Source organism: Advenella mimigardefordensis DPN7, from assembly GCF_000521505.1.
In the GTDB taxonomy this organism is placed as follows: domain Bacteria; phylum Pseudomonadota; class Gammaproteobacteria; order Burkholderiales; family Burkholderiaceae_B; genus Advenella; species Advenella mimigardefordensis.
In genome coordinates, this window is sequence record NZ_CP003915.1 from 605,533 (window position 1) to 625,194 (window position 19,662).

Below are 19,662 nucleotides of genomic sequence, written 5' to 3' on the forward strand. Positions count from 1 at the left end.
CGTTTTTCTCCTGTAAGGGGGCGCACGAAGTACAATGAAGTTCTATTATTCCATACAAACACGTTTAGCTTTACGAGGATCCGGCACGAATGGTAAATACAATGACGGTGGAAGTGACACCGCGCTATATCGAAGAACAGTCCGACCCGACCCGCTCGCAATACGTTTTTGCCTATACCGTGAGAATTCGCAACACCGGTACCGCAGCTGCACAGGTGATCAGCCGCCACTGGGTGATTACCGATGGTGATGACAAAATCCAGGAGGTGCGTGGGCTGGGTATTGTGGGTGAGCAGCCGCTTATCGCCGCCGGCGATATGTATGAATACACCAGCGGGTGCCCGTTGAACACGCCTTTTGGCACAATGAAGGGCAGTTACCATTGTGTTGGCGAAAACGGTGTTCCCTTTGATGTGGATATTCCCGAATTCATTCTGACGCTACCCCGAACACTGCACTAATTGCCCGTTGCTGTGGCTGCGTCAGTGGGGTCTGTCTTTCCTTATTTGTCTGGATCATCAATGAATATGAAAAATCCGCAAGCACAATATAGACTATTACCTGTGGCTGTGATCGCGCTTGTCCTGCTGGCAGGTTGCTCGACACAAGAGACGGGCGTGCCGCCGTCGGAATCCTCGTTCTCCATGACGGCGCCTCTTTCTGTGCCCGACCGTTCTGCCTTTGCCCCCACGCCGCCACGGCCGCTGGCGGGGCAGTATAGCCAGGTGGCCTGGTCGTCGCTGCCCGGATGGAATGCGGATGATGCCCGCCATTTATGGCTGACTTTTTATAATAACTGTCGTGGCTTGATGCGCCCGGTCAGTGGCTCTAAGGCCTTGCCGGCGCGCGCCGCACCTGCCGTGTGGCAGCCGGTGTGCCAGGCTGCCGCACAGTCTGGCCTGGATCCGCGCAGCGATGATGCGGCCGCGGTGAAGGCTTTCCTTGAGCAACACCTGCAGCCATGGCAGGTGACCGAAAACAGCAAGTCTACCAATACGGTGACCGGCTACTATGAACCGGTGGTGCACGGGTCGCGTTCGCGCGGCGGCGAGTATCAATGGCCCATGTATGCCGCCCCCGATGATCTGCTCACCATTGATCTGGGGCAGCAATATCCGGAGCTGGCGGGCAAGCGTATTCGTGGCAAGCTGTCCGGCAAAACAATTGTGCCCTACGATACCAGGGAGCAAATTGGTCGAAGCGAGAACAAGCCGCCGGTCATTGTGTGGCTGAATGATCCGGTAGAGGCGTTTTTCCTGCAGGTGCAGGGATCCGGCCGGGTGCAGCTGGAGGACGGCAGCACGATTCGCCTGGCCTATGCCAACCATAACGGGCGCCCTTACAGTTCGATTGGCAAGTGGCTGGCCGACAAGGGCGAATTGCCCCTGGCGCAGGCCAATATGCAGAATATCAAGGCCTGGGCCAAATCCCATCCGGATCGGGTCGATGAAATGCTGAACGCCAACCAGGCCATGGTGTTCTTCCGTGAAGAGGCCATCCCGGACGATGCAGCCGGTCCCAAGGGCGCTTACGGCATACCGCTGGTGGCTGAACGGACCGTCGCGGTTGATCCCAATTATGTACCTTTAGGCAGTCCGCTGTTTCTGTCGACCACCCGACCGCACTCAACCCAGCCTATGCAGCGGGTTGTGTTCGCGCAGGATACGGGGGCGGCCATCAAGGGGGTAGCGCGCACAGACTTTTTCTGGGGATCAGGTGATGCGGCAGGTGAGCTGGCCGGTCGCATGAAACAGACCGGTCAGGTATGGATTCTCTGGCCGCGTAGTGCAGGAGCACCGGAGGCACGATGAAGCACGAAGTCATTGTCTGCGGGGCCGGTATTGCGGGAATGACCACTGCGCTGGCGCTGACCCGGGCCGGTGTGGATGTGGCGCTGCTGGCGCCCAAAAAGGTCTCGGCACCGATGCAGGCAGAGCAATATCACCCCCGCGTTTATGCGATTTCCGAAGCCAGTCAGGCATTGCTTGCCTCGCTGGGCATCTGGGGCGCCATGCCACAGGAACGGATTACCCCAGTGGATGCTATGCAGGTTCATGGCGATCGTGACGGACAGGTGGTGCTGGATGCCTGGCAGGCAGCCAAACCGCATCTGGCATGGATTGTTGAATCGGGTGAAATCGAACGCGCCCTGTTTCAGGCGCTTACCATCTATGGGGTGCCGTGGCTGGACGACACGCTCGCTACCTGGCAGCCGGGGCAGGTCACCACCACCGGTGGCGTGACCGTGCAGGCGCAGCTGTTTATTGGTGCCGACGGCGCTCGTTCACCGCTGCGCAGTGCTGCTGCCATGGCACACCAGAAAAAAGACTACGGCGATCAGGGGCTGGTCACGCATCTGACTTGTGAAAAACCTCATTTGAATACCGCGTACCAGTGGTTCCGGAATCATCATGTGCTGGCATTTCTGCCCATGCCCGATACCAGTGAAGGACATCAGGTGTCGCTGGTGTGGTCTGTCGACGATGCCACCGCTGCCCGCTACCTGGAAATGGACGAGGCGACACTGGCTCGTGCGTTGCCGGAGGCGCTCAATGAGGTCGCGCAGGGATGTCTGGGTGCACTCAAGGTACGCGCGCGCCTGCATGGTTTCCCTCTGACGCTGGAAAAGGCGCAAATGGTCGCTACGGGAGTCGCTCTGGTGGGCGATGCCGCGCACCGGGTCCACCCTCTGGCCGGGCAGGGCCTTAATCTCGGTTTGGGTGACGTTAAAGTGCTCACCCAGGTGTTGAACGAAAAAGAGGCATTCCGGTCTTATGGAGACCTGCGTGTGCTTGAGCGTTATGCCCGGACGCGTGCGGCCGATGTGCTGGCCATGCGTGTGGCCACTGATGGTCTGTACCAGCTGTTTGCCCGCGACCTGCCGGCACTGCCGTTTTTGCGTAATGCGGGTATGAAACTGGTGCAGCAGTTGCCCTGGGTTAAGCGGCAACTGATTGCCGGGGCTGCCGGATCGTAGGTAGGTAATGGCGGGGTCGCTCAGCGATCGTCTGAACCCGCAAGCGATGTTGCCAGGCGCCTGATCGTGCCGGTAGCGGCCACCGGACAGGGTAGTGCCTTACACGTTGTGTGCAAGGCTTTATGGGCGGTAACGCCACTCAATTAGATTTCTGTTGTAAGGATGTGAAGTAATGGGATTGAACTGGATAAAAGCACGAACAGTACGGCAGTATCAGCGGGCGGCGCTGGCAGGCGTGCTGGCCTTAGCCGCAGGCACCTTTGCCATGCCCTCTGTGCAGGCGCAGACCGCCGATGCCGCAAAACTGGAAAGTGTGAAGGATGCGGTCAAAAAGGCGTTTGATGTTGAAGTGACCAAGGTGCAGCCAACTGATTATGCCAATCTGTATGAAGTGCAGCTGGGTGGCAATATCGTGTATACCAATGAAAAGGCCGAGTTTGTGCTGGCGGGTAATCTGGTTGATGCCAAAACACGACGCGATGTCACGAGCGAGCGGCTCGAGGAAATTTCCAGAGTGGATTTTTCTACACTGCCACTGACGCAGGCGGTCAAGCTGGTCAAGGGTAACGGGGCGCGCAAAATGGCCGTATTCGAAGATCCTAATTGCGGTTATTGCAAAAAACTGCATAAGGAACTGGCCACGCTGGACAACGTGACCGTGTACACCTTCCTGTTTCCGATCCTGGCACCCGATTCAGTGACTAAGGCCAATAACGTCTGGTGCGCCAAAGATCAGGCCACCGTATGGACAGACTGGATGAACAAGGGCGTTGAGCCACCCGCAGCCACCTGCGACACGCCTATAGAGAAAAACCTTGCGCTGGGCCAGAAACTGGCGGTACAGGGTACACCGGCCATCTTCTTTGAAAGTGGCAACCGCGTTAACGGTTATGTACCGGCAGCACGGCTTAATCAGGAACTGGATCGCAAGGGAAGCAAGTGATTCAGCGTCCCCGGCCATACCCGTCGGGGGCGAAGCAGAAAATGCCCGTATCAGGCCGACAGGGCAAACGGATGGGTCAGCAGTTGCTGGACTGAATTGACGCGCAGATCAACATAGGCCGGGCGCATGCGCTGCGTGGAGCTGAACGGTGTACCGCGGTGAAAGATGTGCACTGTCTTCATATTCAGCAGCTTGGCTGTCTTCAGATTTTTCAGTGTATCTTCCACCAGAATCGTGCGCGTTGGCTCGCATTGCAACTGGACCAGCAACTGTTGCATCAGCGCCGGTGAAGGTTTGGGCCGGAACCGGCCCTGCAGGCACATTTCGTTGATAGAACAGATCCCCGCAAAACAGTGACGCACATTCAGCCGGTCCAGCACGATTCTGGCGTAATGCATGGGTGCATTGGTGACCACATATTTAATGCCTGGTACCGCATTGAGCATGGCAGACAGGTTTTTTTCGATTTTAGTATTGCCGGCAATATCGAAATCATGGCTCAAATGCAGGAAATCAGCGGCTTTTACGTTGTGATGGCGCACCATCCCGATCAGGGTGGCGCCGTAGCGTGCCCAGTAGGTCTTGCGCAAGGCCGATGCTTCCTCTTCGCCAATATCCAGCGATTGCATGACTGCACGCGTCATGCTCTGGTTGATATGTCCAAAAATGGCATGCGACGCATCGTGCAGCGTATTGTCCAGATCGAACAGCCATACGCGCGGCGTGCGGGTATGGCGAACCAGCGGTTGCAGGGGTTTAATGAGCGGGGTACAGATCATGCAGGGGCCAGGCCTGCGACGCGTTGTCGCGCCGCAAACAGGATCATGACGTAATCATGGTGCCGACACCCTTGTCGGTCAGGATTTCCAGCAACAGGCAGTGAGCGACCCGGCCATCGACCACGTGTACGGAGTTGACGCCATTGCGGGCGGCTTCCAGCGCCGATGAAATTTTCGGCAGCATGCCGCCGGAGATGGTGCCGTCAGCGAACAATTCATCAATCGTCTTGGCCGACAGTTTACGCAACAGCTGGCCCGATTTGTCCAGTACACCCGGGGTGTTGGTCATCATCAGCAGCTTTTCGGCCTGCAGGACCTCGGCCATTTTACCGGCGACCACGTCGGCATTGATGTTGTACACATCGCCTTCTTCCGGGTCGTAGCCGATGGGGGAAATAACCGGAATGAACTGATCGTCCTGCAGGGCCTTGACCACAGACGGATCAATGCTGGAAATATCGCCTACAAAACCAATATCCAGCGGTGACTCGGGCTGTTCCTTGTTGGGCATGAGCTTCTTGCGGGCCTGAATCAGGCCGCCGTCCTTGCCGGTCAGGCCCACGGCCTTACCGCCGGCCTCATTGATCATCATGACAATATCCTGCTGGACCTGACCGCCCAGCACCCATTCGACCACTTCCATGGTGTCGGCGTCGGTTACGCGCATGCCCTGGATAAAGTTGCCTTCCTTACCAAGCCGTTTGAGTGCGCTGTCAATTTGCGGGCCGCCGCCATGGATCACCACCGGATTCAGGCCGATCAGTTTGAGCAGGACAACGTCGCGTGCGAAACTGCGTTGCAGTCGCTCTTCTACCATGGCGTTGCCGCCGTATTTGATTACAACGGTTTTGCCGTGGAATTTCCGGATATACGGCAAGGACTCGGAAATAATGTCGGCCTTGACCGCCGGTGAAACAGCGTTGATATCCAGGGGTGTGTCAGACATGCCAGCTCGCGTTTGCTAAAAGTTAGTTTTGTGCCAGAGTGTTTTCCAGCGTTTTGATGAAATCTTTTTTATCGTAATTGCCTATATAGCGTTTTACGATATTACCCTGGCGATCCAGCAGAAACGACACCGGTGTGAACTTGATATCGTCAAAGGCACGGGCGGCGCTGCCATCGCTATCGAGTGTAACGGTAAACGGCAGTTTTTTGTCTGCCGTGTAGTTTTTTACGAAATTGGGCGGATCGTAGGACATGGCAACGGCAACGGTCTCGTAGCCCTTGTCGTGGTACGTATTATAGTAGCCGATGGTATCGGGCATTTGTGCAATACAGGTGACACAGCTGGTGGCCCAGAATTTGACCAGCACCACCTTGCCCTTGAGGTCGGCGGTCTGGAACTGGCGTCCGTCCAGCGAAGTAAAGGTGACGTCGGGCGCGGCCTTGGAAGAGGTCATCATGAACCCGCCCGCGATAGCGGCCACGGCAAGAACGGCAGGAAGAACGATTTTTTTCATGGGTATTCGGTTTTATTCCAGAGGGAAAGTTTGTACACCGCCGGAAGAAGGATTGGTTTCAGTGCCCGGTACCGTTGTGGGGGTGCCCGAGCTGCCGGATGTTGTGTTCAGGCTGCTGCCCGACACAATGTCAAATACCTTAACGACCCGGCTTACGCCGCTCACGCCAGCGGCTGCAGATGCCGCACGCTGCCCTTCAAGATCGGTGACCTGCCCCATCAGATAGACAACTCCGCGAGTAGTGATCACATTGATGGATCCTGATGGGACCTGTTTGGTGGCCAAAAGTTCCGCCTTGACGCGGGAAGTAATCCAGGTTTCGTTGCTGCGCGTGCTGAAAGAGGCGCGCGGGCCGACAGTCAGCTGGTTATCCACGCGTTTAACGTCGGTGGCGGCACGCGCCATGGTTTCTGCCGACTGCTTGGCGGCTTCGTTGGGCACTTCGCCGGTCAGCAGAACGCGTTGATTATAGGATGAAACAATAACACGGCCGGCTTCGCCAATACTTTCGTTAATGGTGTTCTGGGTGCGACGTTCAATGTTCTTGTCAACCAGCTGCATGCCGGCGGAGCGCCGGTCCACGGCTACGATAGCCGTGCCGCCTGCGGCAGCGCCGACCACCAGGGGTACGCAGCCGGCCAGCAGCGAGCACGACAGTGACAGGGCAACCAGAGCAGTGGCAGGTCGGGACAGGGTAAATGGGCGCGATACACTCATTCGGAATCTCCAAGTAACATGGCGTCAATGCCATCACAAAGAACGTGAAGTGCCAGCGAATGGACTTCCTGGATACGCATGGTACGGTCATGCGGTACGCAAAGATGAACATCCTGATCGGTCAGCAGACCGGTTACTGTGCCGCCTTTTTTGCCGGTAAGGGCGATGATATGCATTTCGCGTTCGTGGGCGGCGCGGATTGCCTTGATCACGTTGGCAGAGTTGCCACTAGTGGTGAATGCGACCAGCACGTCGCCGGGCTGACCCAGCGCCTGCACCTGGCGTTCAAAAATATTGTCGAAACCGTAGTCGTTGCCAACGGCGGTAAGAATAGAGGTGTCGGTATTGAGCGAAATGCCGGCAAACGGGATGCGGTCGCGCTCGAATCGGCCAACCAGTTCGGCGATGAAGTGCTGGGCATCGGCAGCCGAGCCGCCATTGCCGCAGGCAAGCACCTTGCCATTATTGCTAATGGTGTTGACCAGCATGTCGATAGCGGCGGCCAATGGCTCGGCCAATACCTGGTGGCTTTGGGCGACCACACGGGCCGAATCATCGAAATGAAAAGAAATGCGGGAAGAAATGTCCATACCGATATTATCGCACGTGTTAAAAAAAACCGCATGGGCCGCCGCTGCCATCGAAGCAGTCTGCGGGCGGCAAAAGACGCGTTTGGGGCGTTGGCAAAACCGATTGTAACGGTTTTGTGAGACTCAGAATACGGCAGGCAGCCAGTTCAGGGTATCGCCTTCGATGCAGACGGCATCGAAGCGGCAGCGTGGTGTCCGGCCGCCGAACCCGCTACGGGTCAGTTGAGGCAGGAACCAGGCAGCGGCTCTGCGCAGGCGCTGCTGCTTGGCGTGGGTGATGCTGGCGGCTGCGCCCCCATGGCGCGCATTGCGCCGATGGCGGATTTCCACGATCACCATGGTGTCGGCGTCAGCGCGAAACACTGCATCCAGCTCGCCGTATCGGCAGCTCAAGTTGGTGCCCAGCAAGTGCAGGCCGTGTGCACACAGCCAGTCGATGGCGCGACTTTCCGCCTGTAGTCCTTGTTGCTGTGTGGCAGATAAGCGCCGATCATGAAGTTTGCGACCGTCCCTGGGCTGTGTGCCGGGCCGTTGGCGCTGTCGCTGTCGAGTACGCAATTTGTTTTGCGCGGCGGCAGCCAGCATAAACGCGGTACGCTGGTCATTGTGCATCGGGGTGAAGACAGGGGCTTCGTCCTGGGTGCGCTCTGCAGGTTTTTTTTCGGTCATGACAGGGATCCACAAGGGAGAGGCGGCTATCGGGGATAATGTCCTGATCTGATTTTTTCATACTGAGATGTCCATGACGAGCGAAAGCGGACAATTTGATGCCCGATGGCAGCGCGTGCTGCAGGATGTGGCCAGCCAGGACTGGCCGGCCGGGTGTTTGTATGTGGTGGCTACGCCGATCGGCAATCTGGCGGACCTGTCACCGCGTGCCTTATATGCATTGCAGAAGGCCGATCTCATCGCGGCGGAAGACACGCGTTCTTCCCGGGTATTGCTCAACGCCTGGGGAATAGAAACGCCGCTGATGGCGGCGCATCGGCATAATGAAGCCCAGGCGGCGGCAACCCTGTTGCGGCATCTGGAGCAGGGACAGCGTATCGCGCTGATATCCGACGCCGGTGCGCCGGCAGTCAGCGACCCCGGCGGACGCATTGTGAGTGAAGTGCGCGCTGCCGGGCACTCGGTCCGCGTCATTCCGGGGCCATCGGCGGTGATTGCTGCTCTGATGGGTAGCGGCGCGACCAGCGATGAAAATCCGGCTTTCGTCTTTGCCGGCTTTGCACCACAAAAGGCAGTGGCCCGGCAGACCTGGCTGAAGACATGGTGTGCGGTGCCTGCGGCTATTATTCTTTTTGAGTCGCCGCATCGGGTGCGCAGCACAGTGAATGACATCGCTGCGATCGCGGGCAATGAGCGTCCGGTCACCATTGCACGGGAAATGACCAAGCGGTTCGAGCAAATCGCCACCATGCCGGCGGCGCAGCTTGCCGACTGGTTTGCGCAAGATAGCCAGCGCATCTTGGGCGAATTTGTCCTGATTGTGCATGAGGCTGCAACACAGGAAACGGCGGCATTGGGCGAGGAGGCCGAGCAGATTGTAGCCGCCATGCTCAGCACGCATTCTGTGAAAGATACGGCCAGGTTGCTGGCGGCGTTCAGTGGTTTACCACGTGATGTGCTGTACGCCAAAGCGCTGCAGTTAAAGCAGCAGGGCGAAGACGCGCAGGACTGAACCATCAGGCATGTCTTGCGGAACCTCACTGTTGGTGGCGGTACATCGGCAGTACAGTGCAACAGCAGGACAACACCGCGTGAACATGCACGCAACAAGGCCGTTCCCGGTATGGAAACGGCCTTGTCGTTTACTGCGATCAGCGCCTGATTACAGCATTTTCTTGGCTTTGACCTGCGTTTCGGTGTTGCGTTCGCTTGTGGCCGCTTCCTTGGAAATCGGCTCGATTTTTACTTTGTCACTGCCGCGACCGACGATGCCCAGGCGTTTTGCCGCGCCATAGGACAAATCAATCACCCGGTTGCCAACGAATGGGCCGCGATCATTGATCCGCACCACGATGCTTTTGCCGGTGGAAACACGCGTTACCCGTACATAGGATGAAATAGGCAGACGTTTGTGCGCTGCTGTCATTGCATTCTGATTGAAGGTTTCGCCATTGGCAGTCTTGCGACCATGAAAGCCCGGACCATACCAGGAGGCGATACCTTCCTGGGAGAATTCCGTTGTTTCGTCGATGCTCATGGGCTTATAACGGATGCCATTGACGGTATAGGCCTTGCCGGTGCCGGTGAGGGCTTTCTGTGCCTTTGTGGCAATATCTTCGTCTGCTGCTGGCTTGGTATCCTTGCGTTCAACCAGGCTGGTATCGTCTTTCGGCACCTGAATGTCGTATTCGCTTTCGGGGATAATGCCGTTTTCCGTAATGCGCATGCTCAGGCCGTCAACCAGTTGCGGCTTGCTGCTTTCGGCAGAATTCGCAGCGGTGATCATGATTGGTGCGATAGCGGCATTGGCCTGTTTCACCTCTGCCGTGGTTTTTTCTTCAGGTGCACTGGCGGCAGTGCTGGCACTGTCTTGCGTTTTTTGTACCTGGCGTGAGCTCGCTTTGGCAAGCGCCTTGGCGTTTTCGCCTACCGTCACAGTGGATTTTTCCCTGGCTTCGCTGTGGCTGGCCAGTGTTTTACCGGTTTTGACCGAGTTGACAGGCTTGCTACTGCCTTTGAGTGTTTTGCTGTCTGCTTCAGCTTTAGCCGGGGTGGTTGCGACAGCCACGTCGGCTTTGTTCGCTTTTTTGCCTGTTGTAACGGGTTGAACCGGGGTGGCAGCGTCATCGGCCCCTTCGGGCACCACACCATTGGCGGTAATGCGCATTTTTTGCGCAGGGGCGGCGGGTTTTTGCGCCTTTGCCCCTGGCGCGACGGCATCGGCCGGTGCGACCATGTGTTCAGAAAAGTCCTGATTCTCGCGGATTTCGATGCCGGCGGCATGGACGACCGGCGCGAGAAAGAGGCCGGTTACAAGTGTTGTTATTGTGCTACGTAATAAAGATGTTCGTTTCATCATGTCATAGTGTTAACTGGGCACGATGCCTAACGCGTAAAGGTTTGTAGGAACTGAAGCGTTTTGCCAGTTCTTCGGCCACATAGACCGATCGGTGCTGGCCACCGGTGCAACCAATGGCAACGGTGAGGTAACTACGCGTATCCTGCATATACAATGGGAGCCATTTCTCAATATATGCGGCAATATCGTTGATTAAGGCGGGCACGCTGCCGAACTGAGCCAGCCATGCCGCCACGGGTTCATCACGGCCCGTAAGCGGGCGTAAGTTACTGTCGTAATGAGGATTAGGCAAGCATCTTACATCAAAAACGAGGTCAGCGTCATTAGGAACGCCTTTTTTGTAGGCGAAGGATTCGAAGGTTAAAAGGACCTCCGGCTCTTCATGATCGACCACATCTTTGACCCAGGCGCGCAATTGACCGGGCGTCAAACCCGAAGTATCAATCACATGTTCCTGCTCGCGTAGCGGCGCCAGAAGATTGCGTTCGTGTGTGATGCAATCCTCCAGAGACGGCGTAATTCCTGTGGTTTCGCGCATGCGGTTGCTTAGCGGGTGCTTGCGCCGGGACTCGGAATAGCGGTGAATCAGGGTCTCGTCATCGGAGTCCAGAAAGATGACTTGCATGGGCAGACCCATACTCCGAAGTGCGGTAATGACGCCTGGCAGACCGGCCAGTTCGCCTGGTGTTCTGACATCGATTGCAACAGCTACCGTTTTAAGGCTGTTTTCCCTGGCGTTGGCAACCAGGTCGTGCAGCAGGCTGACGGGCAGGTTATCGATACAGGAATAGCCGAGGTCTTCGAGCTGACGCAGCGCAACCGATTTTCCTGATCCTGAAATGCCGGTAATTAGAACAACATGAAGCATAATGGGTATGAATCCTGGAACAAAACGTATGTGATGGTCGAAAAAAGGCCTTTCGTTCGTTCTTGTACAGTCCGTGGTGGCCGTAACCGATGTCTCTCCACCCTATTTAACCATAGGCACGTGACAAAACATAACTGAATTGTCCCTGACCGGGATTTGAGCCCGTCAAATTCGCATGTTGTTTCTGGTTTTTGCGCTTTTTCTTGTGATGTCCGGCAGAGGGCAGAAGGCAGAGGGTAGAGGGTAGAGGGAAGACGGCAGAGGGAAGACGGCAGACGGCAGAAGGCAGTCAGAGGCCCGCCAGGGTTCTGATGGCCGGCTGCCGGTCAGAGATTGCTGTTTTCCATGATGGCAGCCGCCTGCCGCTCCATGAATTCGCCAAGGGTGTCGATGCCCCGCAATTTAAGGATGGTATTGCGTACAGCGGCCTCAACAAGAACGGCCAGATTGCGCCCGGCGGCCACTTGCAGCATGACGCGCCGAATCGGGATGCCCAGCAGGTCCTGCGTCTGGTCCTGAATCGGCAGGCGTTCAAATTTTTCACTGTTGGCACGCACCAAATGCACAATCAGCTTCAGGCGCATTTTCCGGCGTACCGAGGTTTCTCCGAAAATAGTGCGGATATCCAGCAGGCCCAGCCCGCGCACTTCCAGCATATTGCGCAGCAAGTCGGGGCACTGGCCTTCGATCAGGGTGGGTGAGGTACGGGAAAAATCGACGGCATCGTCTGCCACCAGGCCGTGTCCGCGGGAAATCAGTTCAAGCGCCAGCTCACTCTTGCCCAGACCGGATTCGCCGGTAATCAGCACGCCCAGCCCCAATACGTCCATAAACACGCCATGTACGGTGGTTTTCGGCGCAAACCGCTTGTTCAGGTAGATGCGCAGTACATCGATAAGATGGGCAGCATCGACTGGCGTTGAGAGCAAGGGGATTTTGCTGCGGGCGCAGAAGCTGACCAGATCGGCCGGAGAGTCCAGCCCTTCGGCCAGAATCATGGCCGGTACACCGCCTTCTGCCAGTTCGATCAGGATTTTTTCACGCTGAACACTGGAAATGCGGTTATAGAAAATGAGTTCTTCTTTGCCAAATACCTGGATCCGCGACGGGTGAACCACGTTCAGGTGGCCAATCAGGTCTGCTGCGGAAGTATTGACAGCCGAATCCTGGATATGACGGGTACGACCTTCCTTGCCCGCGATCCAGGTGAAACGCAGCGTTTCGTCATTGTCGGCCGCCAGATCCTGAATACTGAGCATGAGTGAGTCCCCCGATTAATTGCCGGCAGACTGGGCCAGCAGTTGAAGAATGCCTTCAGTGTTGGGGCTGCTCAGCAATTGCTTGCGGGTTTCTGCGCTGGAGAGCAATTGCGCCAGCTCGGCCAATATCTCCAGATGCTGCTGGGTGGCACTTTCGGGCACCAGCAGGATGACCAGCAGTTGCACGTGTTGTCCGTCAGGCGCATCAAAGGGAATGGCCGAACTCAACCGCATAACGGCTGCGACTGCCTGCTTCAGGTTGGCAATACGGCCGTGAGGCACTGCTACGCCATGGCCAAGCGCCGTGGAGCCCAGTCGCTCACGCGAGAACAGGCTGTCGAAAACCGTGGAGCGGGCGATGCCCTGATTGTTTTCGAACAGCAACGCAGCCTGTTCAAAGGCACGCTTCTTGCTGGTGACATTGACATCCAGCAGGATATTTTCCTGCGGAAGGATACGGGATAGTTGATTCATGCCGCAATTATAGGGTGTTCTTACAATAAGAAATAGAAGGGTAAGCTAAAACCCGGCCACATGGCCGGGTTTAGGCAAAAAACAGGAAAAAAAGTACAACTTATCTTTAGCCTACGCTCATTCTTTTTGCCGATTCATTGGAGTGATTTGACGCTTTGGTTTTGTATTTGATGACTTGTCTGTCGGTTTTGTCCGAAAGCAAATCAATGGCCGCATACAGATTTTCGTCCGTTACTTCGCAGTGGATGTCTTTGCCCGGTACGCGTAGCGTGACTTCTGCGCTGTGCTTCAGGGGTTCTCTGGAGAGGATAACCTGGGTGTCAATGACATGATCGAAGTGCCTGAGGACTTTGGCGAACTTGGTCACTACGTATTCTTTAATGGCAGGGGTGATTTCCACATGATGGCCACTGATATTAAGATTCATAGTGTGCTCCTTTTGAAAGTTGAATAGGCAGACGCCAACAATAAAGGCAGGGCGTCAGTACAAAAAGATGAGAGAGGCGTAACTCCTTTTTTTGACAGGTTGATGAAAAGCTGTTTTTTCAGTGTGTATGGATAGTTTAAACCTTATTTGGACTTATTCAAGCCCCCCCGACAGGCAGGAGGCTGCCTGCTGCGCCCCTGTGGCAGGGGCAGCAGGGGCATGCACACCGTTACATTTTAAAGTGTTCGCCCAGGTAGACCTTGCGCACTTCAGGGTTGGTGATTATGGAGTCGGGTTCGCCATCGGTCAGTACCTTACCTGCGCTGATAATGTAGGCGCGATCGCAAATGCCAAGGGTTTCGCGCACGTTGTGATCGGTAATCAGTACGCCGATGTTGCGGCTTTTGAGAAAGCGAACGATGCGCTGGATTTCGATCACGGCTATCGGGTCAACACCCGCAAAGGGTTCGTCCAGGAGAATGAAGCGGGGATTGGTGGCCAGTGCCCGGGCAATTTCAACCCGGCGCCTTTCACCGCCAGACAGGGATATTGCGGCGTTCTTGCGAATATGCGTAATTTGCAGCTCTTCGAGCAACAGTTCCAGTTGTTCCTGGACACGGTTGCGCGTAAGCGTCTTGCCGGTAGCCGGGTCTGCCTGCAGCTCCAGCACCGCCTGGATATTGTGTTCTACACTCAGACGCCGGAATACAGAGGCGTCCTGAGGCAGATAGGACAGGCCCAGATGGGCACGCTTGTGAATAGGCAGAGCGGTAATGTCGCGTCCGTCAATTTCAATACGCCCGAAATCGGCAGGTACCAGCCCCACAATCATGTAAAAGCTGGTGGTTTTCCCCGCGCCATTGGGGCCTAGAAGGCCGACGACTTCGCCACTGGATACGGAAATGGAGACGTCCTGGACAACACTGCGGCCGTTGTATATTTTTTGCAGGCCGATGGCCTTGAGCTGCCCCAGACTGTCAATGGTACTGGTTTGCAGGCTCGAGCTTGATGAGGTATTCATGCATTCATTCTGAGTTGCTTAGCCGGCTGCGCCGGTTGTTGCCGATCCGCCATCCTGGGCAGGTGCCTGGATAGTACTGGGCATAGGCTTGTTGTTATAAAGCTTGCGACATTCGGCCACGGCCAGGTCTGTTTTGGCTCGCGGCTGGGCGATAGAGCGTACCCGGCCAGGCTGGGCCGCTGAGGTTGGGCCACCGGTTGCCGAGTAGGTATTGTTCTGGTTGTTGAACGTGACAACTTCCCCATTGACCGTGTCGAATGGCTTACCGCAAATGAATCGGGTGACGGTCGCGTGGCCGATCATCTTGACCGTATTCAGTTTGCCATCGTATTCGCCGCGATCCCCGCGTGCTTCCACCACTTCGTAGTTTTCGGGGCGTTCCTGCCGGATGAATACAAAACGTGATTTGCTGACAGTGGCTACGCCGTATTGAAAGCCCTGCGCATCTTCACGCAGGTCGAGCTTGTCGGAAGTCAGTTTCATCAGGCCGCGCGTAAGGATGACGTTGCCGGTAAAGACGCTGGTTTTGTTTGCGTCGTCATAGCTCAGCGTATCAGACAGGACCTGGGTATCGGGCTCTTCCTTGTTGGCCGGGCTTTTGGAGCCGGCGGGCGTCTGCGCAAGCGCCGCAGTGCCGGCCAGCACGGCACAAAGGCCCAGGCACAGTACATGTGTCGTGATTCTGAAAGATGACGCGTTCATTGCGGGGAGTTTCCTTGCTTGTTGGGGATGACGGTGCGCCGCCGCGGACTGTCCTGCCCTGAGATGGAGACGTCGGAGGACGAATACACGTCGAGTTTTCTGGTTTTGTTGTTATACATCATACCGTTGCCGTTCATACGGGAACCACCGTTGATGACGAGCGCCGGTTTGTCAGTCGTTATAATATCTTCATTGGGGTAGATGATCAATTCCTCACTGGTCACATCCAGCGCCTTGTCCTCGCCATATGGGAATCGATGCAAATGGGCATTGCCCCGCATGATAATCTTGTCGCCTTTGTCCAGTAGCGTGGCCGTATCCGCCGTGCCTACGGTACGGGGCGAGTCGGGACGCTGACCGGTAGCGGTAGCGTTGGTAATCAGGTAACTGTCGTTATAAGGGTAGTGCTGCATGTGCGAGCCTTCCAGCCGGTTAACGGGTACGCCGTTGGCATCGGAACTGAGCATCACGAACTTTTCCGACCACGAATCGGGTTCCTGCGTTTTGCGTGCCGGCGGGTCTACATCAATGGCCCGCTGCGCATAATCGGCTGCCCACCAGGTGGAGATCACCAGTGTAATGAGCATGAATAGCGCGATAAGCGCGGGGAAACGTTCTTTCATCGCATTACTGGATGACGTTGCCGGTAATCCGGCCTGGCGTGAAAAAGCCCGACAGGGAGCCCTGAGCCGCCAGTATCAGGTCGGTACACTCGCGCACGGCACCGCTGCCGCCTGGGAGTGTGGTAACCCAGTGAGCCGTTTGCTGCACATATAGGGGGGCGTTAGGCACGCTGATGGCGAAGCCGCATTTTTGCATGGCCGGCAAATCGATCACATCGTCGCCCATGAATGCGACGTTTTCGAAACCCAGCCCCATCTCGGCAGCCAGCTGGCCGAGCACGGCAACCTTGTCGCGCACATTCTGAAACACGTCGGCCAGTCCCAGGTCGGCGGCGCGGCGGGTAAGAATATCTCCTTCGCGACCGGTAATCAGCGCCACGCGCACACCTGTCTGCAGCAGCATTTTCATGCCGTGTCCGTCCAGCGCGCAAAAGCGCTTCGTGAGTTCGCCATGTTCGCCATACCAAAGGCTGCCGTCGGTCAGAACGCCGTCTACGTCAAAGGCGATGAGTTTTACCTGTGCCGCCAGTTCGCGTACCGGCTGGCTGATTTTGGAAAGGACCAGCGCTTCGGCCGGGTGGGGTGTCGTGATTGGTTTCATACGTCAGATTACTTTTGCATCCATCAGGTCGTGCATGTGCAGGGCGCCGACCAGCGTTTGTTCCTGATTAACCACCAGCATGGTAGAGAGTTTTTGTTGCTCCATGACGGCAGCGGCTTCTGCCGCCAGCGCCTCGGGGCTGATTGTCCGTGGATGAGGAGTCATGACCTGTCCTGCCGTAATCGGACGGATGTCTCCTCTTTGCATAATAAGACGGCGCAGGTCGCCATCGGTGAAAATGCCCAGTGGCTTGCGTGTCTGATCGGCAATCACAGTCATGCCCATACGCTTGCCTGTCATTTCTTCCAGCACTTTTTGCATGGGCGTGTCGGGGCCGACGATGGGCAGCTCGTCGCCCTGACGCATGACATCACGCACATGCGTGAGCAGGCGGCGGCCCAGTGCACCACCAGGGTGGGAGCGGGCAAAATCGGATTTACCAAAGCCGCGGGCTTCCAGGCACGCAATCGCCAGCGCATCACCCAGCGCCAGCGTCACGGTGGTGCTGGAAGTGGGCGCCAGATTGAGGGGACAGGCTTCGCGCGTGACGCCCACGTCCAGAAAAATATCGGACAGGCTGGCCAGCTCAGAATAACGGTTACCGCAAATGCCGATGATCTTCGAACCCAGGCGTCGTGCGATTGGCAGAATGGTAGCCATTTCGGGCGATGACCCGGAATAGGAGATGGCAATAATAATATCGTCGCCGGTAATCATCCCCAGATCGCCATGCGCGGCTTCGGCGGCGTGCACAAAATAGCTGGGCGAGCCGGTAGAAGCAAAGGTGGCGGATATTTTCCGGGCGATATGCCCCGATTTGCCGATGCCCGTGACGGCGACCCTGCCGGTGCAGGCTAGCAGCATGGCCACTGCCTGGGAAAAGCGTTCATCCAGGCGCGCGTCAAGGTGCTGCAGCTCGGCAAGCTCGGTTTGCAGCGTGCGATGCGCAGAGGCAAGGGCATCGTCAGAGGTAAATGCAGTTTCATTGGCCATCCGGCAATTTTAATCGCAACGCGACGGCAAGATGGATAAATTTCAGGCTTCTGTCAAAATGCGCATTGCAGCGGGTTGCAAGCGACGCCAGCGCGTTCCGGGCAATGCCCAGGCAACCGGTAGCCCCGCTACAGGTTGCCCGGCAAACGTGGCGACCCACAGCAGAAATCAGCCGCTGCAGGCGCGATGCTGTTTTTGTCATGCAGCCGCTTTATAATCGACGCTGTCCGTATTCTGTCCTTCCTGCCGTTGCCGGCCTTATGGCAAGGGCACAATCTTTTCATCGCCACTGCCATCATGACCACCACTTCCGCTTCTCCTGTTTTCAGTACCCCTTTGTCCGGCGCGGCGACGCGCGTGATGCTGCTTGGTTCGGGTGAGTTGGGCAAAGAGGTTGTGATTGCCCTGCAACGCCTGGGCGTTGAGGTGATTGCCGTTGACCGCTACGAAAATGCGCCGGCCCACCAGGTGGCGCACCGCGCCCATGTGGTGAATATGACCGACAAGGACGCGCTGCGCCGTATCATCGAGGCAGAACAACCCCATGTGATCGTGCCCGAGATCGAGGCCATTGCCACAGACTTGCTGGTGGAGCTCGAAGCGCAGGGGCAGGTACGGGTGACGCCGACGGCGCTGGCGGCACGATTGACCATGGACCGCGAAGGTATACGTCGGCTGGCTGCAGAAACACTGGGTCTGCCCACCTCGCCGTATCGTTTTGTCGATACGCAGCAAGCGCTGCAGCAGGCAATCGATGAAGAGATCGGCTACCCTTGCGTGGTCAAGCCGGTCATGTCCTCTTCCGGTAAGGGCCAGTCGCTGATTCGCAATGCCGATGAGGTGCAGCACGCCTGGCAGTACTCCCAGGAAGGCGGGCGCGTTGGCAAGGGCCGTATCATTGTCGAAGGATTTATCAGGTTCGATTATGAAATCACCCTGCTGACCGTGCGTGCTCGTGATCCGAAAAGTGGCGAGATTACGACGCACTTTTGTGAACCCATCGGCCACCGGCAGGAAGCCGGAGACTACGTGGAGAGCTGGCAGCCGCAGGCCATGTCGGCCACCGCGTTGCAGCGGGCAAAAGACATCTCTCTGGCGGTGACCGGTGCCTTGCAGGGGCAGGGTGTTTTTGGTGTAGAGCTGTTTGTGGCGGGGGATGAGGTCTGGTTTTCCGAAGTCAGTCCGCGACCACACGATACCGGGATGGTCACCATGATCACTCAGGTGCAGAATGAGTTCGAACTGCATGCGCGCGCGCTGCTTGGCTTGCCGGTCAATACGGCCCTGCGTGCCACTGGTGCCAGCAGCGTGATTTATGGCGGCGTGGATGCCGACGTGGTTCGCTTCAGTCACGTAGCCGAAGCGCTGGCAGAGCCCGATACCGATGTACGCCTTTTTGGCAAGCCGCAGTCCTTCGTGCGCAGACGCATGGGCGTCGCGCTGGCTGCTGCAGAAACGACTGATCTCGCCCGGGAAAAAGCATTGCGGGTATCGTCAACCATCAAGGTATCGGCCGTCGATTAATGATCACAGGCGAATCGCCGGGATGGGCGTTCGTGAATCGGCTATAGTGTCGTTGTTTGATTTTTACCGTCACAGGAGTTTCTGACATCATGACCATGATTGACCCGCATCAAATGGTGATCAACGCCATCCGCAGCGTGCCTGACTGGCCGAAGCCGGGCATTACATTTCGTGATATCACACCTGTGTTACAAGATCCGCGTACGTTTCGGGTGCTGATGGACATCTTTGTATATCGGTACATGCGTGAACGCCTGGATCTGATCGCCGGTATTGATGCGCGTGGTTTTATTGTGGGCAGCGTACTGGCCTATGAACTCAAGCTGGGATTTGTACCGGTACGCAAGAAGGGCAAGCTGCCTTTTCAGACGCTGGCCGAAGAGTACACGCTGGAATATGGCAACGCCAGTGTCGAAATGCACACGGACGCCGTTCGTCCGGGGCAGCGGGTATTGCTGGTGGACGATCTGATCGCGACTGGCGGCACTATGCTGGCCGCAGCCAAACTATTGCAGCGCCTGGGCGCCAACGTGGTGGAAGCGGCGTCCATTATCGACCTGCCGGAGCTGGGCGGGTCGAAATTGCTGCGGGAAAACGGCGCATCTGTTTTTACGGTCTGTGAGTTCTGATGCTACCCATGGCGCATCAGGCGTGGTCTGCTCCTCTCCTGATGCGC

Annotated in this window: 24 protein-coding genes; 7 read left to right on the forward strand and 17 right to left on the reverse strand. The window is 56.8% G+C overall.

Going from position 1 to position 19,662, the window contains the following annotated elements; genetic code table 11:
- Positions 1-89: 89 nt before the first annotated feature.
- The 4 genes from apaG to MIM_RS02820 all read left to right on the forward strand — a co-directional run bounded on the left by apaG (position 90) and on the right by MIM_RS02820 (position 3,920).
- A complete protein-coding gene (apaG, locus tag MIM_RS02805; protein WP_025371246.1) occupies positions 90-461 on the forward strand; it encodes a Co2+/Mg2+ efflux protein ApaG in 372 nt (123 codons plus the stop codon).
- 66 nt (positions 462-527) lie between these two features.
- Positions 528-1,811 carry a murein transglycosylase A gene (gene mltA / locus MIM_RS02810; RefSeq protein ID WP_042070874.1) on the forward strand — a complete coding sequence of 428 codons (1,284 nt, stop codon included), beginning with the start codon at positions 528-530 and terminating at the stop codon, positions 1,809-1,811.
- On the forward strand, positions 1,808-2,977 hold the full coding sequence (locus tag MIM_RS02815) for an FAD-dependent monooxygenase (protein ID WP_025371248.1): 1,170 nt from the start codon (positions 1,808-1,810) through the stop codon (positions 2,975-2,977). The genes mltA and MIM_RS02815 overlap by 4 nt, the downstream gene beginning before the upstream one ends.
- A 172-nt stretch (positions 2,978-3,149) precedes the next feature.
- On the forward strand, positions 3,150-3,920 hold the full coding sequence (locus MIM_RS02820; protein ID WP_084458898.1) for a DsbC family protein: 771 nt from the start codon (positions 3,150-3,152) through the stop codon (positions 3,918-3,920).
- 50 nt (positions 3,921-3,970) lie between these two features.
- Here the strand turns inward: MIM_RS02820 and MIM_RS02825 are convergent, their stop codons facing one another.
- From MIM_RS02825 to MIM_RS02850, 6 genes are all read right to left on the reverse strand, one after another.
- Positions 3,971-4,699 (reverse strand): pyrimidine 5'-nucleotidase, encoded by a 729-nt coding sequence (locus MIM_RS02825; RefSeq protein WP_025371250.1) that lies wholly within the window; start codon positions 4,697-4,699, stop codon positions 3,971-3,973.
- 43 nt (positions 4,700-4,742) lie between these two features.
- A complete protein-coding gene (gene argB / locus MIM_RS02830; RefSeq protein WP_025371251.1) occupies positions 4,743-5,645 on the reverse strand; it encodes an acetylglutamate kinase in 903 nt (300 codons plus the stop codon).
- Positions 5,646-5,667: 22 nt separating this feature from the next.
- The gene (locus MIM_RS02835; RefSeq protein WP_025371252.1) at positions 5,668-6,159 is read right to left on the reverse strand and encodes a peroxiredoxin family protein; all 492 of its coding nucleotides are present in this window, start codon (positions 6,157-6,159) and stop codon (positions 5,668-5,670) included.
- A 12-nt stretch (positions 6,160-6,171) separates the two neighbouring features.
- Positions 6,172-6,876 carry a BON domain-containing protein gene (locus MIM_RS02840; RefSeq protein ID WP_025371253.1) on the reverse strand — a complete coding sequence of 235 codons (705 nt, stop codon included), beginning with the start codon at positions 6,874-6,876 and terminating at the stop codon, positions 6,172-6,174.
- A complete protein-coding gene (locus MIM_RS02845) occupies positions 6,873-7,466 on the reverse strand; it encodes a phosphoheptose isomerase (RefSeq protein ID WP_025374853.1) in 594 nt (197 codons plus the stop codon). Before MIM_RS02845 ends, MIM_RS02840 begins: the two co-directional genes overlap by 4 nt.
- A 123-nt stretch (positions 7,467-7,589) precedes the next feature.
- Positions 7,590-8,135 (reverse strand): YraN family protein, encoded by a 546-nt coding sequence (locus tag MIM_RS02850; RefSeq protein ID WP_245592807.1) that lies wholly within the window; start codon positions 8,133-8,135, stop codon positions 7,590-7,592.
- 73 nt (positions 8,136-8,208) lie between these two features.
- Here MIM_RS02850 and rsmI point away from each other — a divergent pair, with 73 nt between their 5' ends.
- The gene (gene rsmI, locus MIM_RS02855) at positions 8,209-9,147 is read left to right on the forward strand and encodes a 16S rRNA (cytidine(1402)-2'-O)-methyltransferase (RefSeq protein ID WP_084458899.1); all 939 of its coding nucleotides are present in this window, start codon (positions 8,209-8,211) and stop codon (positions 9,145-9,147) included.
- A gap of 150 nt (positions 9,148-9,297) precedes the next feature.
- On the opposite strand, the gene MIM_RS23465 is transcribed toward rsmI, so the two are convergent.
- The 11 genes from MIM_RS23465 to MIM_RS22770 form a co-directional block, all read right to left on the reverse strand.
- Positions 9,298-10,494, reverse strand: coding sequence for a septal ring lytic transglycosylase RlpA family protein (locus MIM_RS23465; RefSeq protein ID WP_052342260.1), 1,197 nt, complete (start codon positions 10,492-10,494; stop codon positions 9,298-9,300).
- Position 10,495: 1 nt separating this feature from the next.
- Positions 10,496-11,362 carry an RNase adapter RapZ gene (gene rapZ / locus MIM_RS02865; RefSeq protein ID WP_025371256.1) on the reverse strand — a complete coding sequence of 289 codons (867 nt, stop codon included), beginning with the start codon at positions 11,360-11,362 and terminating at the stop codon, positions 10,496-10,498.
- Between the two features lie 326 nt (positions 11,363-11,688).
- Positions 11,689-12,621 carry an HPr(Ser) kinase/phosphatase gene (gene hprK, locus MIM_RS02870; RefSeq protein WP_025371257.1) on the reverse strand — a complete coding sequence of 311 codons (933 nt, stop codon included), beginning with the start codon at positions 12,619-12,621 and terminating at the stop codon, positions 11,689-11,691.
- A gap of 15 nt (positions 12,622-12,636) precedes the next feature.
- Entirely contained in the window at positions 12,637-13,095 is a 459-nt protein-coding gene (locus tag MIM_RS02875) for a PTS sugar transporter subunit IIA (protein WP_025371258.1), read from the reverse strand.
- A gap of 106 nt (positions 13,096-13,201) precedes the next feature.
- Entirely contained in the window at positions 13,202-13,522 is a 321-nt protein-coding gene (hpf, locus tag MIM_RS02880; protein WP_025371259.1) for a ribosome hibernation-promoting factor, HPF/YfiA family, read from the reverse strand.
- Positions 13,523-13,751: 229 nt separating this feature from the next.
- Positions 13,752-14,543, reverse strand: a complete 792-nt coding sequence (lptB, locus tag MIM_RS02885; protein WP_025371260.1) for an LPS export ABC transporter ATP-binding protein — start codon at positions 14,541-14,543, stop codon at positions 13,752-13,754.
- 18 nt (positions 14,544-14,561) lie between these two features.
- Positions 14,562-15,245 (reverse strand): lipopolysaccharide transport periplasmic protein LptA, encoded by a 684-nt coding sequence (gene lptA / locus MIM_RS02890; protein WP_025371261.1) that lies wholly within the window; start codon positions 15,243-15,245, stop codon positions 14,562-14,564.
- On the reverse strand, positions 15,242-15,868 hold the full coding sequence (gene lptC, locus MIM_RS02895; RefSeq protein ID WP_025371262.1) for an LPS export ABC transporter periplasmic protein LptC: 627 nt from the start codon (positions 15,866-15,868) through the stop codon (positions 15,242-15,244). Before lptC ends, lptA begins: the two co-directional genes overlap by 4 nt.
- 4 nt (positions 15,869-15,872) lie before the next feature.
- The gene (locus MIM_RS02900; protein WP_025371263.1) at positions 15,873-16,469 is read right to left on the reverse strand and encodes a KdsC family phosphatase; all 597 of its coding nucleotides are present in this window, start codon (positions 16,467-16,469) and stop codon (positions 15,873-15,875) included.
- 3 nt (positions 16,470-16,472) lie between these two features.
- On the reverse strand, positions 16,473-17,462 hold the full coding sequence (locus MIM_RS02905) for a KpsF/GutQ family sugar-phosphate isomerase (RefSeq protein ID WP_025371264.1): 990 nt from the start codon (positions 17,460-17,462) through the stop codon (positions 16,473-16,475).
- On the reverse strand, positions 17,452-17,664 hold the full coding sequence (locus MIM_RS22770; RefSeq protein WP_144084578.1) for a hypothetical protein: 213 nt from the start codon (positions 17,662-17,664) through the stop codon (positions 17,452-17,454). The genes MIM_RS02905 and MIM_RS22770 overlap by 11 nt, the downstream gene beginning before the upstream one ends.
- A gap of 95 nt (positions 17,665-17,759) precedes the next feature.
- Here MIM_RS22770 and purT point away from each other — a divergent pair, with 95 nt between their 5' ends.
- Entirely contained in the window at positions 17,760-18,986 is a 1,227-nt protein-coding gene (gene purT / locus MIM_RS02910; protein ID WP_042070882.1) for a formate-dependent phosphoribosylglycinamide formyltransferase, read from the forward strand.
- Positions 18,987-19,075: 89 nt separating this feature from the next.
- Entirely contained in the window at positions 19,076-19,615 is a 540-nt protein-coding gene (locus MIM_RS02915) for an adenine phosphoribosyltransferase (protein WP_025371266.1), read from the forward strand.
- The last annotated feature ends 47 nt before the right edge of the window (positions 19,616-19,662 follow it).

Coding starts and splice junctions, on each gene's coding strand:
- argB (WP_025371251.1), bottom strand. CDS start 5,645: ATGTCTGACACACCCCTGGATATCAACGCTGTTTCACCGGCGGTCAAG.
- lptC (WP_025371262.1), bottom strand. CDS start 15,868: ATGAAAGAACGTTTCCCCGCGCTTATCGCGCTATTCATGCTCATTACA.
- apaG (WP_025371246.1), top strand. CDS start 90: ATGGTAAATACAATGACGGTGGAAGTGACACCGCGCTATATCGAAGAA.
- MIM_RS02840 (WP_025371253.1), bottom strand. CDS start 6,876: ATGAGTGTATCGCGCCCATTTACCCTGTCCCGACCTGCCACTGCTCTG.
- MIM_RS22770 (WP_144084578.1), bottom strand. CDS start 17,664: ATGACAAAAACAGCATCGCGCCTGCAGCGGCTGATTTCTGCTGTGGGT.
- MIM_RS23465 (WP_052342260.1), bottom strand. CDS start 10,494: ATGATGAAACGAACATCTTTATTACGTAGCACAATAACAACACTTGTA.
- hprK (WP_025371257.1), bottom strand. CDS start 12,621: ATGCTCAGTATTCAGGATCTGGCGGCCGACAATGACGAAACGCTGCGT.
- purT (WP_042070882.1), top strand. CDS start 17,760: ATGACCACCACTTCCGCTTCTCCTGTTTTCAGTACCCCTTTGTCCGGC.
- MIM_RS02850 (WP_245592807.1), bottom strand. CDS start 8,135: ATGACCGAAAAAAAACCTGCAGAGCGCACCCAGGACGAAGCCCCTGTC.
- MIM_RS02845 (WP_025374853.1), bottom strand. CDS start 7,466: ATGGACATTTCTTCCCGCATTTCTTTTCATTTCGATGATTCGGCCCGT.
- MIM_RS02905 (WP_025371264.1), bottom strand. CDS start 17,462: ATGGCCAATGAAACTGCATTTACCTCTGACGATGCCCTTGCCTCTGCG.
- MIM_RS02820 (WP_084458898.1), top strand. CDS start 3,150: ATGGGATTGAACTGGATAAAAGCACGAACAGTACGGCAGTATCAGCGG.
- rapZ (WP_025371256.1), bottom strand. CDS start 11,362: ATGCTTCATGTTGTTCTAATTACCGGCATTTCAGGATCAGGAAAATCG.
- hpf (WP_025371259.1), bottom strand. CDS start 13,522: ATGAATCTTAATATCAGTGGCCATCATGTGGAAATCACCCCTGCCATT.
- lptB (WP_025371260.1), bottom strand. CDS start 14,543: ATGAATACCTCATCAAGCTCGAGCCTGCAAACCAGTACCATTGACAGT.
- MIM_RS02900 (WP_025371263.1), bottom strand. CDS start 16,469: ATGAAACCAATCACGACACCCCACCCGGCCGAAGCGCTGGTCCTTTCC.
- rsmI (WP_084458899.1), top strand. CDS start 8,209: ATGACGAGCGAAAGCGGACAATTTGATGCCCGATGGCAGCGCGTGCTG.
- MIM_RS02835 (WP_025371252.1), bottom strand. CDS start 6,159: ATGAAAAAAATCGTTCTTCCTGCCGTTCTTGCCGTGGCCGCTATCGCG.
- lptA (WP_025371261.1), bottom strand. CDS start 15,245: ATGAACGCGTCATCTTTCAGAATCACGACACATGTACTGTGCCTGGGC.
- mltA (WP_042070874.1), top strand. CDS start 528: ATGAAAAATCCGCAAGCACAATATAGACTATTACCTGTGGCTGTGATC.
- MIM_RS02825 (WP_025371250.1), bottom strand. CDS start 4,699: ATGATCTGTACCCCGCTCATTAAACCCCTGCAACCGCTGGTTCGCCAT.
- MIM_RS02915 (WP_025371266.1), top strand. CDS start 19,076: ATGACCATGATTGACCCGCATCAAATGGTGATCAACGCCATCCGCAGC.
- MIM_RS02815 (WP_025371248.1), top strand. CDS start 1,808: ATGAAGCACGAAGTCATTGTCTGCGGGGCCGGTATTGCGGGAATGACC.
- MIM_RS02875 (WP_025371258.1), bottom strand. CDS start 13,095: ATGAATCAACTATCCCGTATCCTTCCGCAGGAAAATATCCTGCTGGAT.